Origin of the sequence: Candidatus Enterococcus testudinis (genome assembly GCF_002140915.1) — a bacterium.
GTDB lineage: Bacteria > Bacillota > Bacilli > Lactobacillales > Enterococcaceae > Enterococcus_D > Enterococcus_D testudinis.
Genome location: NZ_NGKU01000001.1, coordinates 2,818,160 through 2,833,673 on the forward strand (window position 1 = coordinate 2,818,160; position 15,514 = coordinate 2,833,673).

Consider the following 15,514-nt stretch of genomic DNA (forward strand, 5'->3'; position numbering starts at 1 on the left):
TCTGATGGGAAATGGAAAGGTGTAAGGACATTCTGATGCTACTAAGCATAGCAATCGTTCTATACTTCATCAATCGTATATTCCGTATACCCTTCATAATAGTACCTGACATCAATCCCTTTCATATACAGCGCACAATCCTCGATTCTATCTGTCAAGGCATGGAAAATCAAGAACTTGATTTCTAAATCATTGATTGGGCTGCGTTCCATAGCAGATAGATAGTCCGCTTTATCAATCAGATTCCAATCAACCACTTGCTTGATTTCCTGTTTCAACAACAAATCTAACCAGATTCTCGTACTGCGCCCATTGCCTTCTCGAAAGGGGTGCGCGATATTCATCTCGACATATTTTTTGATGATTTCATCAAAAGTCTGTTGCGGCATATGATCAATATGCACGAGTGCTTGTTGCAAGTACATCACTGGTGCGAAACGGAAATTCCCTTTGCCACGTTGACATTGCGCACCTTTTTGTAAAGGCATATATGTCTGAGAACAAATACCTATGAATGTCTGAAAGCCCCTTAAAAGTGCCAATCTCGATTTTGTTCATTTTACCAGAATCATATAAATCTTTCGCTTTTTGCTTACTGATTTTTTCTTCATGTTTGGCTAACGCCACTTGATTGGTCAACCCTAACTTATTTTCTAAGGCCATAATGACTCTCCTTCGTCCATTTAAAATGAGTCGAAACCGTCCCACTCCATTGATTGTGCCGTATAACGAAACTTCTTGAAACAAAAAGAAAACCAGCCATACCGGCTAGCATCTCTTTTGATGCCGGTGTGACTGGTTTGATACTATCATGTTTTGTTTTTTCGTTTCAACTATCTACTTACGCCCCATTGCACGTTGGACAGCTTTCACGATTTCGACGATTGGAATGATCGCAAAAGATGACCCTAAGACGATTCCCCATTGATATAAGTCCAAATGGGCTACGCGGAAGATATCATTCAATCCTGGCACCACGATGATGACCATCATCAAAGCAAAGGACAATAAGATTGCCCAGTTGAAGGCTTTATTTTTGAAAGGTCCTACGGTGAAGAGAGACTGATGCACAGACTTAACATTGAATGCGTGGAACAATTGCATCAAGCCAAGTGTGGCAAAAGCCATCGTTAACGCATCCGCATGAATCTCATTATAACTGGTATGAACAGGCCATTGGATCGCAGACCAATAAACAAAGAGCACTGTTGCTGCTTCTAAGATCCCTTGATAAATAATACTGCTCATCACACCACCAGAGAAGAAGTTTGAGCTACGGCCGCGTGGTGCATGTTTCATCAAGTCTTTCTCGGCTGGTTCCATACCTAATGCAATCGCTGGGAAGGTATCTGTCACCAAGTTGATCCAGAGCAAGTGGATTGGCAATAATGTATCCCAGCCCCAAAGTGTGGCAAGGAATAAAGTCAACACTTCCCCTAAATTGGCTGCCAATAAATATTGGATCGATTTCTGGATATTCGAAAATACTTTACGGCCTTCTTCAACAGCAACAACGATGGTGGCAAAGTTATCATCGGCTAAGACCATATCAGAAGCACCTTTCGACACTTCGGTCCCAGTGATTCCCATGCCGACGCCGATATCCGCTTGTTTCAATGCTGGGGCATCATTGACTCCATCCCCTGTCATGGCAACGACTTTTCCTTCTTGCTGCCACGCTTTGACGATCCGTACTTTGTGTTCAGGAGATACCCGGGCGTATACAGAATACTGGGTCACTTTTTGGGCGAATTCTGCTTCACTCATCTTGTTCAACTCAGCACCCGTTAAGACAGCATCATCATCACCAGGTGTAATGATCCCTAAGCGACCGGCAATGGCTTCCGCTGTATCCCGGTGGTCGCCTGTGATCATGATTGGGCGAATACCTGCTTCTTTTGCCACTTTAACGGCATCTGCCGCTTCAGCACGCTCTGGATCGATCATACCGACCAATCCGGCAAAAACCAAATCATTTTCAACGATTTCTGATTCGAGATTTTCTGGTACAGCATCTACATATTTATAGGCCATACCCAAGACTCGCAAAGCTTGTTTTGCCATATCGGTATTATTGGTCAAAATCGCTTGTTTTTGCTTGTCATCCATTGGTACTTCTTGTCCATCCAATAAGACTGTAGCTGTTCGCCCTAAAAGCACATCTGGCGCGCCTTTCACTGCCACCAGATAGCGGCCATCTTCTTGTTGGTGGATGGTGCTCATCAATTTACGATCGGAATCAAATGGCAAATCTGCCACACGAGGCTCTTGTCCGACCAGATCACGAACGTGGAATCCTTGATCCATCCCAAATTGTACAAGGGCAGTTTCCGTTGGATCCCCTATCAGATTGCCTTCTTCTCCAAATTTGGTGTCGTTGGCAAAGTTCATGACTTTCAATGCCATATTATCCAAAGGAATATCTTCAGATGCGGCATGTTGGTGATTGTTGACATATAATTTTTCAACAGTCATTTGATTCAATGTCAATGTACCAGTTTTATCCGATGCAATAATATCTGTTGCCCCTAATGTTTCAACAGCTGGCAATTTGCGGATGACTGCATTACGCTTGGCCATCACTTGCGTTCCTAATGCCAAAATGATGGTCACTATGGCTGGCAAGCCTTCTGGAATCGCAGCTACAGCTAATGAGATCGAGGTCAGTAACATATCGACCCATGAGGTATTGTTGAAGATCGTTCCCACGAAGAACATAATGACTGCAATCACAATGATGGCAATCGTTAGAAACTTACCTAATTCATTCAAATTGCGTTTTAGTGGTGTTTCTGTTTCTTGGGCACTCGCCAGCATGCCGGCGATTTTGCCGACTTCTGTGCCCATACCAGTATTGACAACAACCCCTTTACCGCGACCGTATGTCACATTGCTGTTTGAATACGCCATGTTGACCCGGTCCCCGATACCGACATCGCTGCCCTCAATTACCGTCAGTTCTTTTTCAACGGGCACTGATTCACCTGTTAAGGCAGCTTCTTCGATTTTTAGAGAACTTGCTTCTAGCAAGCGCAAATCGGCTGGTACGACATCACCGGCTTCTAGCAAGACGATATCTCCAGGCACCAACTCATCACTTTTGACCGTCACCGTATGGCCATTGCGCAAAATATTGGCATTGGGTGTCGACATTTCCCGCAATGCTTCAATGGCTTGTTCTGCCTTGGCTTCTTGGACCACGCCCATGATGGCATTGATGATCACAACAGCCAAAATAATGATTGAATCAACAAATTCATGAGAAACAGCTGCTGAGATGATGGCAGCGGCCAACAAGACAATGATCATCAAATCTTTGAACTGTTCAAAAAACTTTTGAACCAATGATTTTTTCTTGCCTTCTTCCAATTCATTGGGGCCATATTCAGACAAGCGTTTTTTTGCTTCATCATTTGTCAGGCCATTGGCATCTGCTTGCAATTCTTGCAAGACACTCGTGGTCTCTTGCGCATAAAAGGCTTGCGACAGTTGTGCTTTTTTGTTTTCTTCTGACATCTTTTTTCCTCCCTTATAGATCCTTCTTTTATTGTACATGAAATGAAAAAAAATAGACTTATGTATGCACTGGAACACATACATAAGTCTCACTATTTAAGGCAACACCAGAAATTTCTTTCAGGATGGTGATGTTGCCGCGGATGCAAAAACCGCTAGTTACTCCCTCATGATCATATCAATAACACGCATTATACAAAAAGTTTCCATCGATTGCAATCTATATCTCTTATCAGCTGAATCAATAGCAAATTAGGCGATCACTGCGCCATTCGGCATGCCTTTTGGTGCATCAACGATTTCTAAACGTCCTTCTGCATCTTCAGCAGATAAGATCATCCCTTGACTGACTTGTCCCCGCATTTTCCGTGGTTTCAAGTTGGCAACGATCACGACTTTTTTGCCAATCAACACTTGAGGGTCTGGATAGAACTCTGCCACACCGGATAAAATCTGACGGTCTTGATCATCGCCAGCGGCTAAACGAAATTGCAATAATTTGTCTGCCCCTTTGACTTTCTGACAGTCGATCACTTCAGCAACTTTCAATTCGATTTTATCGAAATCTTCGTATTTGATTTCTGCTTTGTCTGATTGCAAGTCGGTTTCTTCAGGATCCCATTTGACCGTTTCTTCTGGTCCTTGGGTCCCTTCTGCCATTTTCTTTTGAATATAGGCGATTTCCGTTTCAAGCTCTAAACGTGGGAAGATTGGTGTCCCCTTGGCAACGACTTTCGTGCCGCTAGGGAATTCGCCAAAGCGTAGATCTTTCAAGTCCATGGCTTCAACAGCTAGACCCAATTGCGCAAAAATATTCGTAGGTGTTTCTGTCATCACAGGTTGCAATAAAATCGCTACGATCCGCAAGCTTTCCGCCAAATGGACCATCACACTATTCAATTCTGCTTTGCGGTCTTCTTCTTTTGCTAAGACCCAAGGTTGGGTTTCATCGATATATTTGTTGGCTCTTGAAATCAAAGTCCAAACTTCAGCCAAAGCTGTGCTGAATTCCATTTTGTCCATTGCTTCATGATAACGCCCCACGACATTGGCCGCTGTTGTTGATAGCTCACTGTCAAATGGTGTCACTTTAGAGGCATAATCAGGAACCAACCCATCGCAATATTTGTTGATCATGGCAATCGTTCGGTTCAACAAGTTGCCTAGATCATTGGCTAGATCGTAATTCAAGCGTGACACAAAGTCTTCCGGTGTGAAGACACCATCACTGCCGAAAGGAACTGCCCGTAATAAATAATAGCGTAAGGCATCTAAGCTATAGCGTTCGACTAACATTTCAGGATAAACGACATTGCCTTTTGATTTTGACATTTTGCCGTCTTTCATCATCAACCAGCCATGGCCAAAGATTTTTTTAGGCAATGGCAAGTCTAATGCCATCAACATGATTGGCCAATAAATCGTGTGGAATCGTACAATTTCTTTACCAACCATATGGACATCTGCCGGCCAGAATTTTTGGAACAACGAATCATCCTCTGTGCCATAACCAAGAGCCGTGATATAGTTGGATAGCGCATCGATCCAAACATAGACCACATGTTCTGGACTAGCAGTCACTGGGATGCCCCATTTGAAGGTCGTCCGAGAAACAGCTAGATCTTCTAGACCTGGTTTGATAAAGTTGTTCAGCATTTCGTTTTTACGTGATTCCGGTTGAATGAACTCTGGATGCTCATCATAGTACTGCACCAAGCGATCCGCATATTTGCTCATGCGGAAGAAGTAAGAAGATTCTTTGACCAACTCCACTTCATGGCCACTTGGGGCTTTCCCGCCGATCACGTTGCCTGCTTCATCGCGGAAGACTTCGGCTAACTGCGTCTCAGTGAAATATTCTTCGTCTGATACAGAATACCAGCCTTCATACTCTCCTAAATAAATATCGCCTTGATCCAGCAGTTGTTGGAAAATCTGCTGCACAGATTTTTTGTGGTAATCGTCAGTTGTGCGGATAAACTTGTCATAACTGATATCAAGTGTTTTCCATAACTTTTTGACATCAGCTGCCATTTTATCTACATATTCTTGCGGATCAACGCCTAATTCTTCTGCTTTTTTTTCGATTTTTTGACCGTGTTCATCGACACCAGTCAAATAAAACACATCAAAGCCCATCAAGCGTTTGTAGCGAGCGACTGCATCACAGGCAATTGTCGTATATGAGTTTCCGATATGTAATTTGCCGCTTGGATAATAGATTGGCGTCGTGATATAAAATGTTTCTTTTTCAGCCATGGACAGGTGTCCTCCTTCTGTCGAATAAAGTGTATACTAAGGTAGTATACCATAATTCAAGTTGAGTTTTTTCTTTTTTTGATCGGAAAAGTATCCGATAATACGGCTACTTCCTTGCTTTGAAAAATAGCTGCTTGTTTTGTTATAATAGAATAAAAATCTCCTCTTGAAAGGATGCCTCATGTCAAACATAAATAAACGTTTTTTCTGGCTGTCGATCGGACTGACTGTTTTGCATCTGATCGGCGCAAGTTACTATCCCTATTTCTATGCTTATTTCAACGGACTCGATCAAGCTGCAGCCTTCGCAACGGTCGTCACATTGTTGCGGGTGATCTTCCTTTGCTGGCTCGCTTATTGCGGCTACCGCACGTTGCACGATCAGCAACGATTGACTTGGTTATATACCGCCTTATTTTTTGTCAACTTGATTTGCCCGTATTTTTTTAATTGATGCATGCTTTTTCTAATACAACTAGCCCTACAAATGAATCTATCTAGGAGAAAACAATGAAAACATTCACTTCTAAATCTGCAGAAAAACATTACTATGAACAAGACGCGTCAGAAGCCGAATTTCTTGCTTGGTATCAAGAACAAGATCAACCAAAATATGAAAAGCCTTCGGTGACTGTTGATATGGTCTTGATGTGTTACAACAAAGAAGAAGAACAATTGAAAATCGCCTTGATTCAGCGGAAAGGCCACCCGTTTCGTAATTCATGGGCCTTGCCTGGCGGATTCGTCAATCCCCAAGAATCGACCGGTGACAGTGTCATCAGAGAAACCAACGAAGAAATCGGCGTAACGATTTCCAAACAAAACATTGAACAACTGCATACCTTCAGCACACCCGATCGTGATCCGCGGGGCTGGGTCATCACAGTTAGTTACTTGGCTTTCATCGGTGAAGAGCCCCTCAGTGCGGGGGATGACGCCAATCAAGTGCGCTGGTTTTCATTAGAACGTAAGGGTCAACAGCTGTTTTTAAGCAGTGGTGAGATCGAGATTGTTTTGGATATGCAATCTGGCACATCGATTGGCAAGGATACCTTGGCCTTTGACCATAGCGCCATTATTCTGAAAGCTTTCCAACGGGTCGCCAATAAAATGGAGCATGAGCCGCAAGTCCTTTTGGTCTTAGGACAAGACTTCACGATCACAGAAGCCCGTAAAGTGTTTGCCAAATTCCTCGGCATCGATTTCAAGCTGATCGATCATTCGAATTTCAAAAAATCCATGCTGCAATATTTTATTGAAGTTGGTGAAAAACCTGTTGGTATCGGAAGACCTTCTAAGATTTATCGTTTGAATGATGACGTACTAGGCAACAAGATGTAACGTGTAAAACCCTCCAAACCATGTTTGGAGGGTTTTACTGGCTAATCATAATTAGTGGACGTGGTTCCTAGAAACAAAAACCGTGATTGGCTTTTTCTATACCCTAGGCGAACCCTGGCGTCCCTTCCAGTTTTTTAGATCAAGAACCCATTTGGGCCAATAACTCAGGCATTTTTCGATTGTCAGTTGCGGATAAAGCGACAAAATGAAGCTCTTTTCCGTACCATTTGGCTTTATACTGCATTTTGCGAACAAATTGGTGCCAGTCGCTAATCGTGTAGTTACCAGAAACCTGGGCATCTTCACTGATTTTCTCAATATAAATCGTATCGTACTGCTTTACTAAATGATAGCTCATCTGATCAATGTACTCCCGCTTTTGACAGCCGTGAAGCCGATAAAGTTTGGCTACTTTGCCTTTTTGTTTTTGATAATTGCGGGCATTGTTCAAGAGAATCTTCTTGCGCTTGACCGCCTTGGCTTTGATCGTCAGTTTATTCTCAGCCCGCGCTAGTTTTTGCAGCGTCGCTAAGGCATGGGTGCATGCGACTGGTAACGAATGATTGGCTTGCACAAGAAGTTGCGGATCAAAGATCAGTGCAATCTTCTGTTGTTTTTTTGGTAATGGTTCAACTTCTTCCAAGCATAAAATCGATACATAAAATTCAGTACCGTTTTTTGCGGAAATCGTTGCTGATTTGATGGTTCCTTTGATTGCCCGATGCTGCTTCACCGGAACCAATGATTTCAATTTTGGCAGCTTGAGTTGATCTTCGACAAAATAGATCGTATGTTGTTGATTATTGGTGGTATACGATTGCCAAATACTTTTTTTGGTTTTCATTTTTGGAAAGCCGGCTCGTTTTTGGAAATAATTCCGAAACGCCCGTTCCAGATTCCGTTGTGCATTCGCTAATGCTAAACTATCCGTCTCTTTTAAAAACGGATAGTCTTTCTTTAATTTGGCTGGTGTTAACCCTAACTTTACTTCCTTGTTCGCCAGTTCATCCATCTTGGCTTTCAGCAGCTGATTATACGTGAAGCGTACACAGCCGAAAGTTTCGATGAAGAACTGTTTTTGCTGTCCATTAGGATAGATCCGAAATTTGTATGCTTTTAAAACACCCAGTTTCATCTCCTCCTAACCTATCCCCCTATACCTTTAAACCAAAACTGTTCCCTTTTTTTGTGCCAATTTTTCTTGATAATGTGCCACTTCATTTTTTGATGCATAGACGAAATGTCCGGGTGCGACTTCTTCCATTTGACGCGCTTGGTCATCTGTCGGTTCACTGACATATTTGATCCGTTTGCGTTGGCGCTCATGGTCAGGATCGGGCAATGGAATGGCCGACAATAGACTTTCCGTATATGGATGTACGCCATAATGATAGATCTCATCACTAGTACCCACTTCCAATAACTTGCCATTGTGCATCACACCGATGCGGTCACTGATATGTTTGACCATAGATAGATCGTGGGCAATAAATAAATAGGTCAATTTATGTTGTTCTTGCAAATCTTGCAGCAAATTGACCACTTGTGCTTGGATCGATACGTCCAAAGCTGAAATCGGTTCGTCGCAAATGATGAATTTCGGATCGACCGCTAACGCGCGGGCAATACCGATCCGTTGTCTTTGACCACCAGAAAATTCATGCGGATAACGGGTCCCATGACTTGGGTTCAAGCCTACGGTTTTTAACAACTCATCCACACGCTGATTCCGTTGTGCTTCTGTTTTGGCCAAGCCATTGATATCAATCCCTTCAGCAATGATATCCCGAACTTTCATCCGTGGATTCAAAGAGGCATAAGGATCTTGGAAAACCATTTGCACATCACGGCGAAAATCTGCCAAATCTTTCTTGCCTTTGATTTTCATCACATCTTGTCCATCAAAAAGCACTTCTCCACCAGTCGGGTTATTCAACCGGATCACCGTCCGACCAGTGGTCGACTTGCCGCTCCCTGATTCGCCAACTAGTCCGAAGGTTTCTCCTTCATAAATTTTGAAAGAGATATCATCAACGGCTTTGACTTCGTCTTTGCGGCCAACATTAAAATATTGTTTTAGATTATTTACTTCAAGTAACACTTTTTCCAACCGTTTCTCCTCCTTAGACCGTAGTTTGGCTATTTTTTTCTTGGAATTTTTTCCAACGAATCAAAATTTCGTCAGGCGGCGTCACTTTTGGCGCTTGCGGGGCCAATAACCAAGTGGCTGCTTTATGGGTCGGTGAAACATCAAAGAATGGCGGTTGTTCTTCCGCATCGATTTGCAAAGCAAATTCATTCCGTGGATAAAATGCATCGCCGGTTGGCGGATCCAATAGATCCGGTGGTGAACCTGGAATCGCGTATAAGCGATCCCCGGTACCTTCTAGTGTCGGCATTGATCCCAACAAGCCCCATGTATAAGGATGTTGTGGATTGTAGAAAATCTCTTCCGATGTGCCGACTTCAACGATTTTCCCACCATACATCACGGCTACGCGATCTGCTACATTGGCCACAACACCTAAGTCATGGGTAATGAAGACAATGGAGGAATTGATTTTTTTCTGGATATCTTTCAGCAATTCTAGGATTTGTGCTTGGATCGTTACGTCCAATGCAGTTGTTGGTTCATCTGCAATCAAGACTTGCGGGTAGCAGATCAACGCAATCGCAATCACGATCCGTTGCCGTTGGCCACCTGAAAACTGATGGGGGTAGTTTTTCAAACGTTTTTCTGCATTAGGAATACCAACCAAGTTCAAAAGATCCAAGGCTTGTTTCAAGCCTTCTTTTTTGCTGATTTTATTGTGTTTCATCAATGATTCTGCTACTTGTTTGCCGATAGGCATCGTTGGATCTAATGAAGTCATTGGGTCTTGGAAAATCATGGCAATTTCTTTGCCGCGAATTTTTTGTAATTCTTTTTCTGTTTTGGTCAAAATGTCTGTTCCATTGAACAAGATTTGACCGTTGTCAACGTTGGCGTTACTCGCTAATAGCCCCATGATACTGCGGGTCGTTACGGATTTACCACTCCCTGATTCTCCTACGATCGCCAATGTTTCGCCTTTATACAAATCGAAACTGACGTCGCGGATTGCTTTGACTTTCCCTGCAAAGGTATCAAAGGAGATCTCTAAATTTTTCACTTCTAAGACTTTTTTCATCGCAATCACTCTTTCATTTTCGGATCAAAGGCATCTCGCAACCCATCTGCAAGCAAGTTAAAGCCGATCATGATCACAGATAGTGTCACAGCAGGCACCCACATTTGGTAAGGCAAGAATAAGAAGGTTTTGTATCCATCACTCAATAACATCCCTAATGAGGCTGCAGGTGGTTTCAAGCCCAAGCCAATAAAGCTTAGGAAAGCCTCGAAGAAAATCGCTGAGGGAATACTGAACATCATTTGAACGATGATCACACTCGAAATATTCGGCAAGATATGTTTCATCGCGATTTTCGAGCGGCTTTCACCTAATGTCGTTGCTGCCAAAACAAATTCTTGGTCTTTCAGTTTCATCGTTTGCGCTCGGACGATCCGTGCCATTGGGATCCAGTTGGTGATCGCCATCGCGGCTACGATAGAAGGAATACCTGGTTCAAAGACAACCAACATCAAAATCATCACGACTAAGTTTGGAATGCCGGATAAGATTTCTAAGAAACGTTGCATCACGTTATCCGCACGTCCACCCAATAGACCTGAGATCAAGCCATACGTCACACCGAAGACGATATCCAGCATGGCTGCGATAAAGGCAATCAATAATGAGATCCGGGTACCGACGAACAAACGACTCAATAAGTCACGACCCAAACCATCGGTCCCTAATAAGTAATAGGTGCCTTCTGGTACATTGGCTGCTGCATACTTATCAACTAAGTTCCCACCAACCATCGCATAGCCGTTCAGACCATTGATATCGATCCCTGGAATTTTTGGCGGCAAGTTGGTAAATTTCACATTTTGCGCGGTTGGATCATGAGGTGACACAAATATCGTAATAATCGAAATCGCGATAATGAACACCAATAAGATAATTGAAAAGACGGCCGCTTTGTTTTTCTTCAGACGGCGCCATGAATCTTGAAAGAAGGTCAAAGACGGTGTTGCGATGGCTTCTCGTTCTTCTTTGGTATTTTTTTGTAATGGTTGAAATTTGGCTGCATCGATCGCAGCTACTTCATTTGCGGTGTAAGGCTTCTCTGCCATTAGCCACGACTCCCTTCTGATACACGGATCCGCGGATCAACGATGCCGTATAAAATATCTACGATCAAAATCACAAAGACCAACATAGCGGAGTACAAAATCGTTACTGCCATGATCGTTGGGTAGTCATTGGTCATGATCGATTTCACGAATTGCTCCCCGATTCCTGGAATCGCGAAGATGTTTTCAACAACCAATGAACCAGTCATTAGCCCAACCGCTAGCGGTCCTAATAGCGTTAGCAACGGAATCAAACTGTTGCGCAATCCATGTTTGAAGGCAATTTCCCAACGACTAAGTCCTTTGGCGCGCGCCAATTCTACATAGTCACTATGCAGCACTTCCACCATTTCGGTTCGAATAAACCTGGCGGAATCTGCCAGCGGCGACATGGCCAATGCCACTGTCGGTAAAATCGTACTAGCAAAAGTTTCCCATTTCGCAATCGGCAATACGCCTAATTTGATGGCAAAAATATATTGCAGCAACACAGCAAAGACGAAGTTCGGGATCGAACGGCCCAAAATCGCCACTAAAGTCGACGTTGTATCGACCCATGTGTTTTGCTTCATTGCTGAGATCGTGCCCAAAATAATCCCAAAGAATGTGCCAAAGATGATGGCTTGGACACCTAATTGTAGAGATGGTCCAATTCTTCCTGACAATAAATTCGCAACTGGCTGATTTTTAAATTGGAAGGAAATCCCAAAGTCGCCTTTCACTAAGTTCATCAGATAGAGTCCATATTGGACAATGGTTGGTTTGTCTAAGCCTGCTTGTTTATTCAGCAAGGCAATTTGTTCAGGACTTAATTTTTCAGCATTGGTATACGGTGTACCCGGCAAGAATTGCATCAAGAAAAATGTGATCGTTGCAATCAGCCACAGTGTCAGTACCATATAGAATACTCGTTTTAATAGATATTTCAAAAAGCCGTTCACGCGTTTTCCCCCTTAAGTATTTTGACTTCTAATCAATAATTATGTAAATTAGCATAGTACGAATCATTAAAAAGGAGCCAGATCATGAAAATAAATATCAATAAAAGCAGCGGGTGGATCACCCTCTTCTGTTTTGCTGCTTCCCTAGGTTGGTTGGCAGTCAAAAACAAATTATCTTTCGCAACGCTCTCAGATGCCCTCTTTTTGTGGGCCATGTTCTTTTTGATCATCGGTGGCTTTCTCTGGGTATTTGCTTCAGGTTTCTTTGACCATTTTCAATATTCCATGAAAAAAGCATTCTCGAGAAACAAAACAGATTATCTGAAAATGTCGCAAATCGGCAAACAAAGTTATGCCTTCTGGGTTTGGCCCGGTATTTTTCTATTCATCCTCTCCATGCTCTTTTTACTGATTGCTACCAGTTAATATCCTTTACCGTCTTTTGATTCAAACAATAGAAGAAGGCTGAGACAAGAAATTGTCCCAGCCTTTTTCTTCGGCCTTTCAAGTCAACTACTCGTGATTATTCGATTGATGTCCACTTGTAGTCATATTGTGCACCTGCCGCATGGGCAACAACACCTTTGACTTTTGTTGCACGTAAATGTGCTTCTGCTTTTTGGTAAACTGGGATCACGCCTTGTTCGTTCATGATGATTTTCTCAGCGTTTACTAAGTCTTCCCAACGTTTTTCTGGATCATTGGCATCGGTTGTGTTTGATGCTTCAACAGCCGCATCATATTCTTCGTTGCTCCATTGACCACGGTTGTAGGAGTTGCCAGTTGTGAACAAGTCAGTAAAGCTGCTTGCATCCGCATAGTCGGCACCCCAACCACCCATAACAGCATCAAAGTCACCAGCATTCGAACGATCCAAACGAACTGAGAATGGCACTGGGCTTAATGTAACAGTCACGCCATCTAGTGTTTTTTCAATCGTATCTTGCAAGTATTCAATGATTTTCTTCGTTGAATCTGTATCAGAAGCTAAGATGTCGAATTCTAATGAATCGATGCCTAATTCTTCTTTGGCTTTTTCCCAATATTCTTTGGCTTGGTCTTCGTTATACTCGATGACACTGCCTGCAGCTTCTGTGAAGTCTGTGTTGTCTGTTGGGCTAAACGTCATGCCTGTAGGAACCAGACCAGTTGAAGCCAATGAGCCATCACCTAAAATAGACGTCACCAATGCGTCGCGGTCGATTGCGTATGAGATCGCTTTACGCAAGTTTTCATTGCGGAATGGTGAGTCTTCATCTCGTTGGTTCAATTCTAAGTATGAAGTGGTTGCTTCTGGTTGAGAAACAAATGCTTCATCGTTGGCCATTTGTTGAGCCAATTCACCCGTCAAGATAACATCATCTGCTTGGCCGTCTTGGAATAGGTTTAATGCAGTAGCTGATTCTTTCACAACACTGACATTGATTGTTTGTAATTTAACAGTATCTTTGTCCCAATACTGATCATTCTTTTCATACGCCCATTCAGTATCCGTTCCGGCACCATCAAAACCACTTAAGACAAATGGTCCGTTGTAAACTGCATTGTCACTTGTTGCTGCATATTGGTCGCCATTTTCTTCAACCACTTTTTGGTTTTGTGGGAAGAATGAAGGGAATGCCAATAAGTAGTCAAAGTAAGGTGTAGCTTTTTCTAGCGTGATTTCTAATTCATAATCACCGACTGCTTTGATGCCTAATTCTGACGGGTCAGTATCACCCGCTGTGATTGCATCTGCATTTTTCACAGGTGAATATAAGTATGCATATTCAGAAGCTGTTTCTGGTTTCACCGTCCGTTGCCAACCATAGACATAATCGGCAGCTGTCACAGGATCACCATTTGACCATTTTGCATCTTCACGCAATTTGATCGTGTAAGTCAACCCATCTTCGCTGACTTCAGCTGCTTCAGCAGCCCCAGCAGGTTGTGGTGTGCTGTCAGCATCCAAACGATATAACCCTTCATATACATTGTTCAATGCACTGAAACTGATCGTATCTGTTGCTAATGATAGATCTGCACTCGGCATTTCTTGTGAAACCACTACATTAAATACTTGTTCTGCGTCACTGGTGCCGCTGGACGCAGCGTTATCACCCGAACTGTCGGTTCCGCCTGTTGTACAGCCTGCTAATACTAAGCCGCACACAGCAACCAAACCATATGCCCATTTGTTCTTCATCCTGTCCTACCCCTTAATTGAAATAATTTTCAGAATAATCCTTCGATTTCTGAAGTTAGATAAGATTTTAATTAATAATTATTAAAAAAGCAATCTTTTTTTCGATAAAAAACAGCCTTTAAATATAATATTCTATTTATTTTCTTACGCGATTCTCATTGAACGCTTAGTGAAAGCTATTTTTACCTTTCTTCGTTTGTAAAGTCTATGAAAAAAAATAATTAAAAAACATCGGCGTTTGAAATTTTTCATACGATTTTCTATGATCTCATCATCATTTACAGAGAACCCGCTGCCCCAATCCTTTAAACAAAAAATAAAAAACACACGACCTAAGGACTTCCCTTACATCGTGTGCCTGTTCTATATCTTCTTAATGGATCGCGCCGCCGATTGCTTTCAAATCATCTTTATCTGCAAAATCAACGATTGCTGAAACAGCTGCCTCAAGTCCTTTGGCAATATCTGCCAAGCTCATGGCTGGTTGTCCTGCTTTGTCCACGACTTGTTGTGGGATAAACGGCACGTGGATAAATCCACCTTTCACGGCTGGATATTGTTTATCAATCATATATTGTACTTGATACATAATATGATTGCAGACAAACGTCCCTGCTGTATTGGACACAGCCGCAGGGATACCCGCTTGTTTCATTGCTTCAACCATTGCCTTGATTGGCAATTGCGTAAAGTAAGCCGGCTGACCATCTGGTTGAATAACTTCATCTACCGGTTGGTTGCCTTCATTATCAGGAATACGCGCATCATCTACATTGATTGCTACCCGTTCTGGCGAAATCGCAAAGCGACCGCCCGCTTGACCAATATTTAACACGACATCAGGTTGTTCAGCCTCGATTGTTTCAGCTACGATCGTCGCAGATTTGCCGAAAACGGTAGGAATCTCCGCTTTAATGATCGTTGCGCCGTGAATCGTATCTGGCAATAGTTTTACAGCCTCTAAAGCGGGATTGATTGCTTCGCCGCCAAATGGATCAAATCCAGTAATCAAAATCTTCATCTATCCTCATCCTTTCTCATTCCGTTGTATCA

12 protein-coding genes and 1 pseudogene are annotated in these 15,514 nt (G+C 42.8%); 3 read left to right on the forward strand and 10 right to left on the reverse strand.

Translation table 11 applies throughout. The annotated features are described in order from the left end of the window. Positions 1–59 precede the first annotated feature (59 nt). The 3 genes and pseudogenes from fic to metG all read right to left on the reverse strand — a co-directional run bounded on the left by fic (position 60) and on the right by metG (position 5,775). Positions 60–663, reverse strand: a pseudogene (gene fic / locus A5886_RS13700) (protein adenylyltransferase Fic). Between the two features lie 174 nt (positions 664–837). After that, on the reverse strand, positions 838–3,516 hold the full coding sequence (locus A5886_RS13705; RefSeq protein ID WP_086275646.1) for a cation-translocating P-type ATPase: 2,679 nt from the start codon (positions 3,514–3,516) through the stop codon (positions 838–840). Between the two features lie 252 nt (positions 3,517–3,768). Continuing rightward, complete coding sequence (metG, locus tag A5886_RS13710; RefSeq protein ID WP_086275647.1) at positions 3,769–5,775, reverse strand: methionine--tRNA ligase; 2,007 nt, start codon at positions 5,773–5,775, stop codon at positions 3,769–3,771. Between the two features lie 181 nt (positions 5,776–5,956). Between metG and A5886_RS13715 the strand changes: the two genes are divergently transcribed. Together A5886_RS13715 and A5886_RS13720 are read left to right on the forward strand one after the other, a co-directional pair. After that, positions 5,957–6,229 carry a hypothetical protein gene (locus A5886_RS13715; protein ID WP_086275648.1) on the forward strand — a complete coding sequence of 91 codons (273 nt, stop codon included), beginning with the start codon at positions 5,957–5,959 and terminating at the stop codon, positions 6,227–6,229. Positions 6,230–6,285: 56 nt separating this feature from the next. Then, entirely contained in the window at positions 6,286–7,116 is an 831-nt protein-coding gene (locus tag A5886_RS13720; RefSeq protein WP_086275649.1) for an NUDIX domain-containing protein, read from the forward strand. Between the two features lie 139 nt (positions 7,117–7,255). Here A5886_RS13720 and A5886_RS13725 read toward each other — a convergent pair whose 3' ends face one another. From A5886_RS13725 to opp3b, 5 genes are read right to left on the reverse strand one after another with little or no spacing between them, the layout of a single operon-like run. Beyond that, positions 7,256–8,251: an RNA-guided endonuclease TnpB family protein gene (locus tag A5886_RS13725; RefSeq protein WP_086275650.1), complete on the reverse strand. Its 996-nt coding sequence runs from the start codon at positions 8,249–8,251 to the stop codon at positions 7,256–7,258. Between the two features lie 27 nt (positions 8,252–8,278). Further along, on the reverse strand, positions 8,279–9,226 hold the full coding sequence (locus tag A5886_RS13730; protein ID WP_086275651.1) for an ABC transporter ATP-binding protein: 948 nt from the start codon (positions 9,224–9,226) through the stop codon (positions 8,279–8,281). 13 nt (positions 9,227–9,239) lie between these two features. Continuing rightward, entirely contained in the window at positions 9,240–10,292 is a 1,053-nt protein-coding gene (locus A5886_RS13735; RefSeq protein ID WP_218776654.1) for an ABC transporter ATP-binding protein, read from the reverse strand. Then, positions 10,292–11,335: an ABC transporter permease gene (locus A5886_RS13740; protein ID WP_086275653.1), complete on the reverse strand. Its 1,044-nt coding sequence runs from the start codon at positions 11,333–11,335 to the stop codon at positions 10,292–10,294. The genes A5886_RS13735 and A5886_RS13740 overlap by 1 nt, the downstream gene beginning before the upstream one ends. Beyond that, positions 11,335–12,276: an oligopeptide ABC transporter permease gene (gene opp3b / locus A5886_RS13745; protein ID WP_086275654.1), complete on the reverse strand. Its 942-nt coding sequence runs from the start codon at positions 12,274–12,276 to the stop codon at positions 11,335–11,337. The genes A5886_RS13740 and opp3b overlap by 1 nt, the downstream gene beginning before the upstream one ends. A gap of 90 nt (positions 12,277–12,366) precedes the next feature. On the opposite strand from opp3b, the gene A5886_RS13750 reads away from it, so the two are divergent. Beyond that, on the forward strand, positions 12,367–12,702 hold the full coding sequence (locus tag A5886_RS13750) for a DUF3899 domain-containing protein (RefSeq protein WP_086276072.1): 336 nt from the start codon (positions 12,367–12,369) through the stop codon (positions 12,700–12,702). 97 nt (positions 12,703–12,799) lie between these two features. Here the strand turns inward: A5886_RS13750 and A5886_RS13755 are convergent, their stop codons facing one another. Both A5886_RS13755 and pcp read right to left on the reverse strand, forming a co-directional pair. Further along, the gene (locus A5886_RS13755; RefSeq protein WP_086275655.1) at positions 12,800–14,461 is read right to left on the reverse strand and encodes a peptide ABC transporter substrate-binding protein; all 1,662 of its coding nucleotides are present in this window, start codon (positions 14,459–14,461) and stop codon (positions 12,800–12,802) included. Positions 14,462–14,834: 373 nt separating this feature from the next. Beyond that, positions 14,835–15,482 (reverse strand): pyroglutamyl-peptidase I, encoded by a 648-nt coding sequence (gene pcp, locus A5886_RS13760; protein ID WP_086275656.1) that lies wholly within the window; start codon positions 15,480–15,482, stop codon positions 14,835–14,837. Positions 15,483–15,514: the final 32 nt, after the last annotated feature.

Bases quoted from the DNA above. Each gene is read 5' to 3' on its own strand.
- A5886_RS13705 (WP_086275646.1), bottom strand. From the start codon at position 3,516: ATGTCAGAAGAAAACAAAAAAGCACAACTGTCGCAAGCCTTTTATGCG.
- A5886_RS13720 (WP_086275649.1), top strand. From the start codon at position 6,286: ATGAAAACATTCACTTCTAAATCTGCAGAAAAACATTACTATGAACAA.
- pcp (WP_086275656.1), bottom strand. From the start codon at position 15,482: ATGAAGATTTTGATTACTGGATTTGATCCATTTGGCGGCGAAGCAATC.
- A5886_RS13715 (WP_086275648.1), top strand. From the start codon at position 5,957: ATGTCAAACATAAATAAACGTTTTTTCTGGCTGTCGATCGGACTGACT.
- A5886_RS13740 (WP_086275653.1), bottom strand. From the start codon at position 11,335: ATGGCAGAGAAGCCTTACACCGCAAATGAAGTAGCTGCGATCGATGCA.
- A5886_RS13725 (WP_086275650.1), bottom strand. From the start codon at position 8,251: ATGAAACTGGGTGTTTTAAAAGCATACAAATTTCGGATCTATCCTAAT.
- A5886_RS13755 (WP_086275655.1), bottom strand. From the start codon at position 14,461: ATGAAGAACAAATGGGCATATGGTTTGGTTGCTGTGTGCGGCTTAGTA.
- metG (WP_086275647.1), bottom strand. From the start codon at position 5,775: ATGGCTGAAAAAGAAACATTTTATATCACGACGCCAATCTATTATCCA.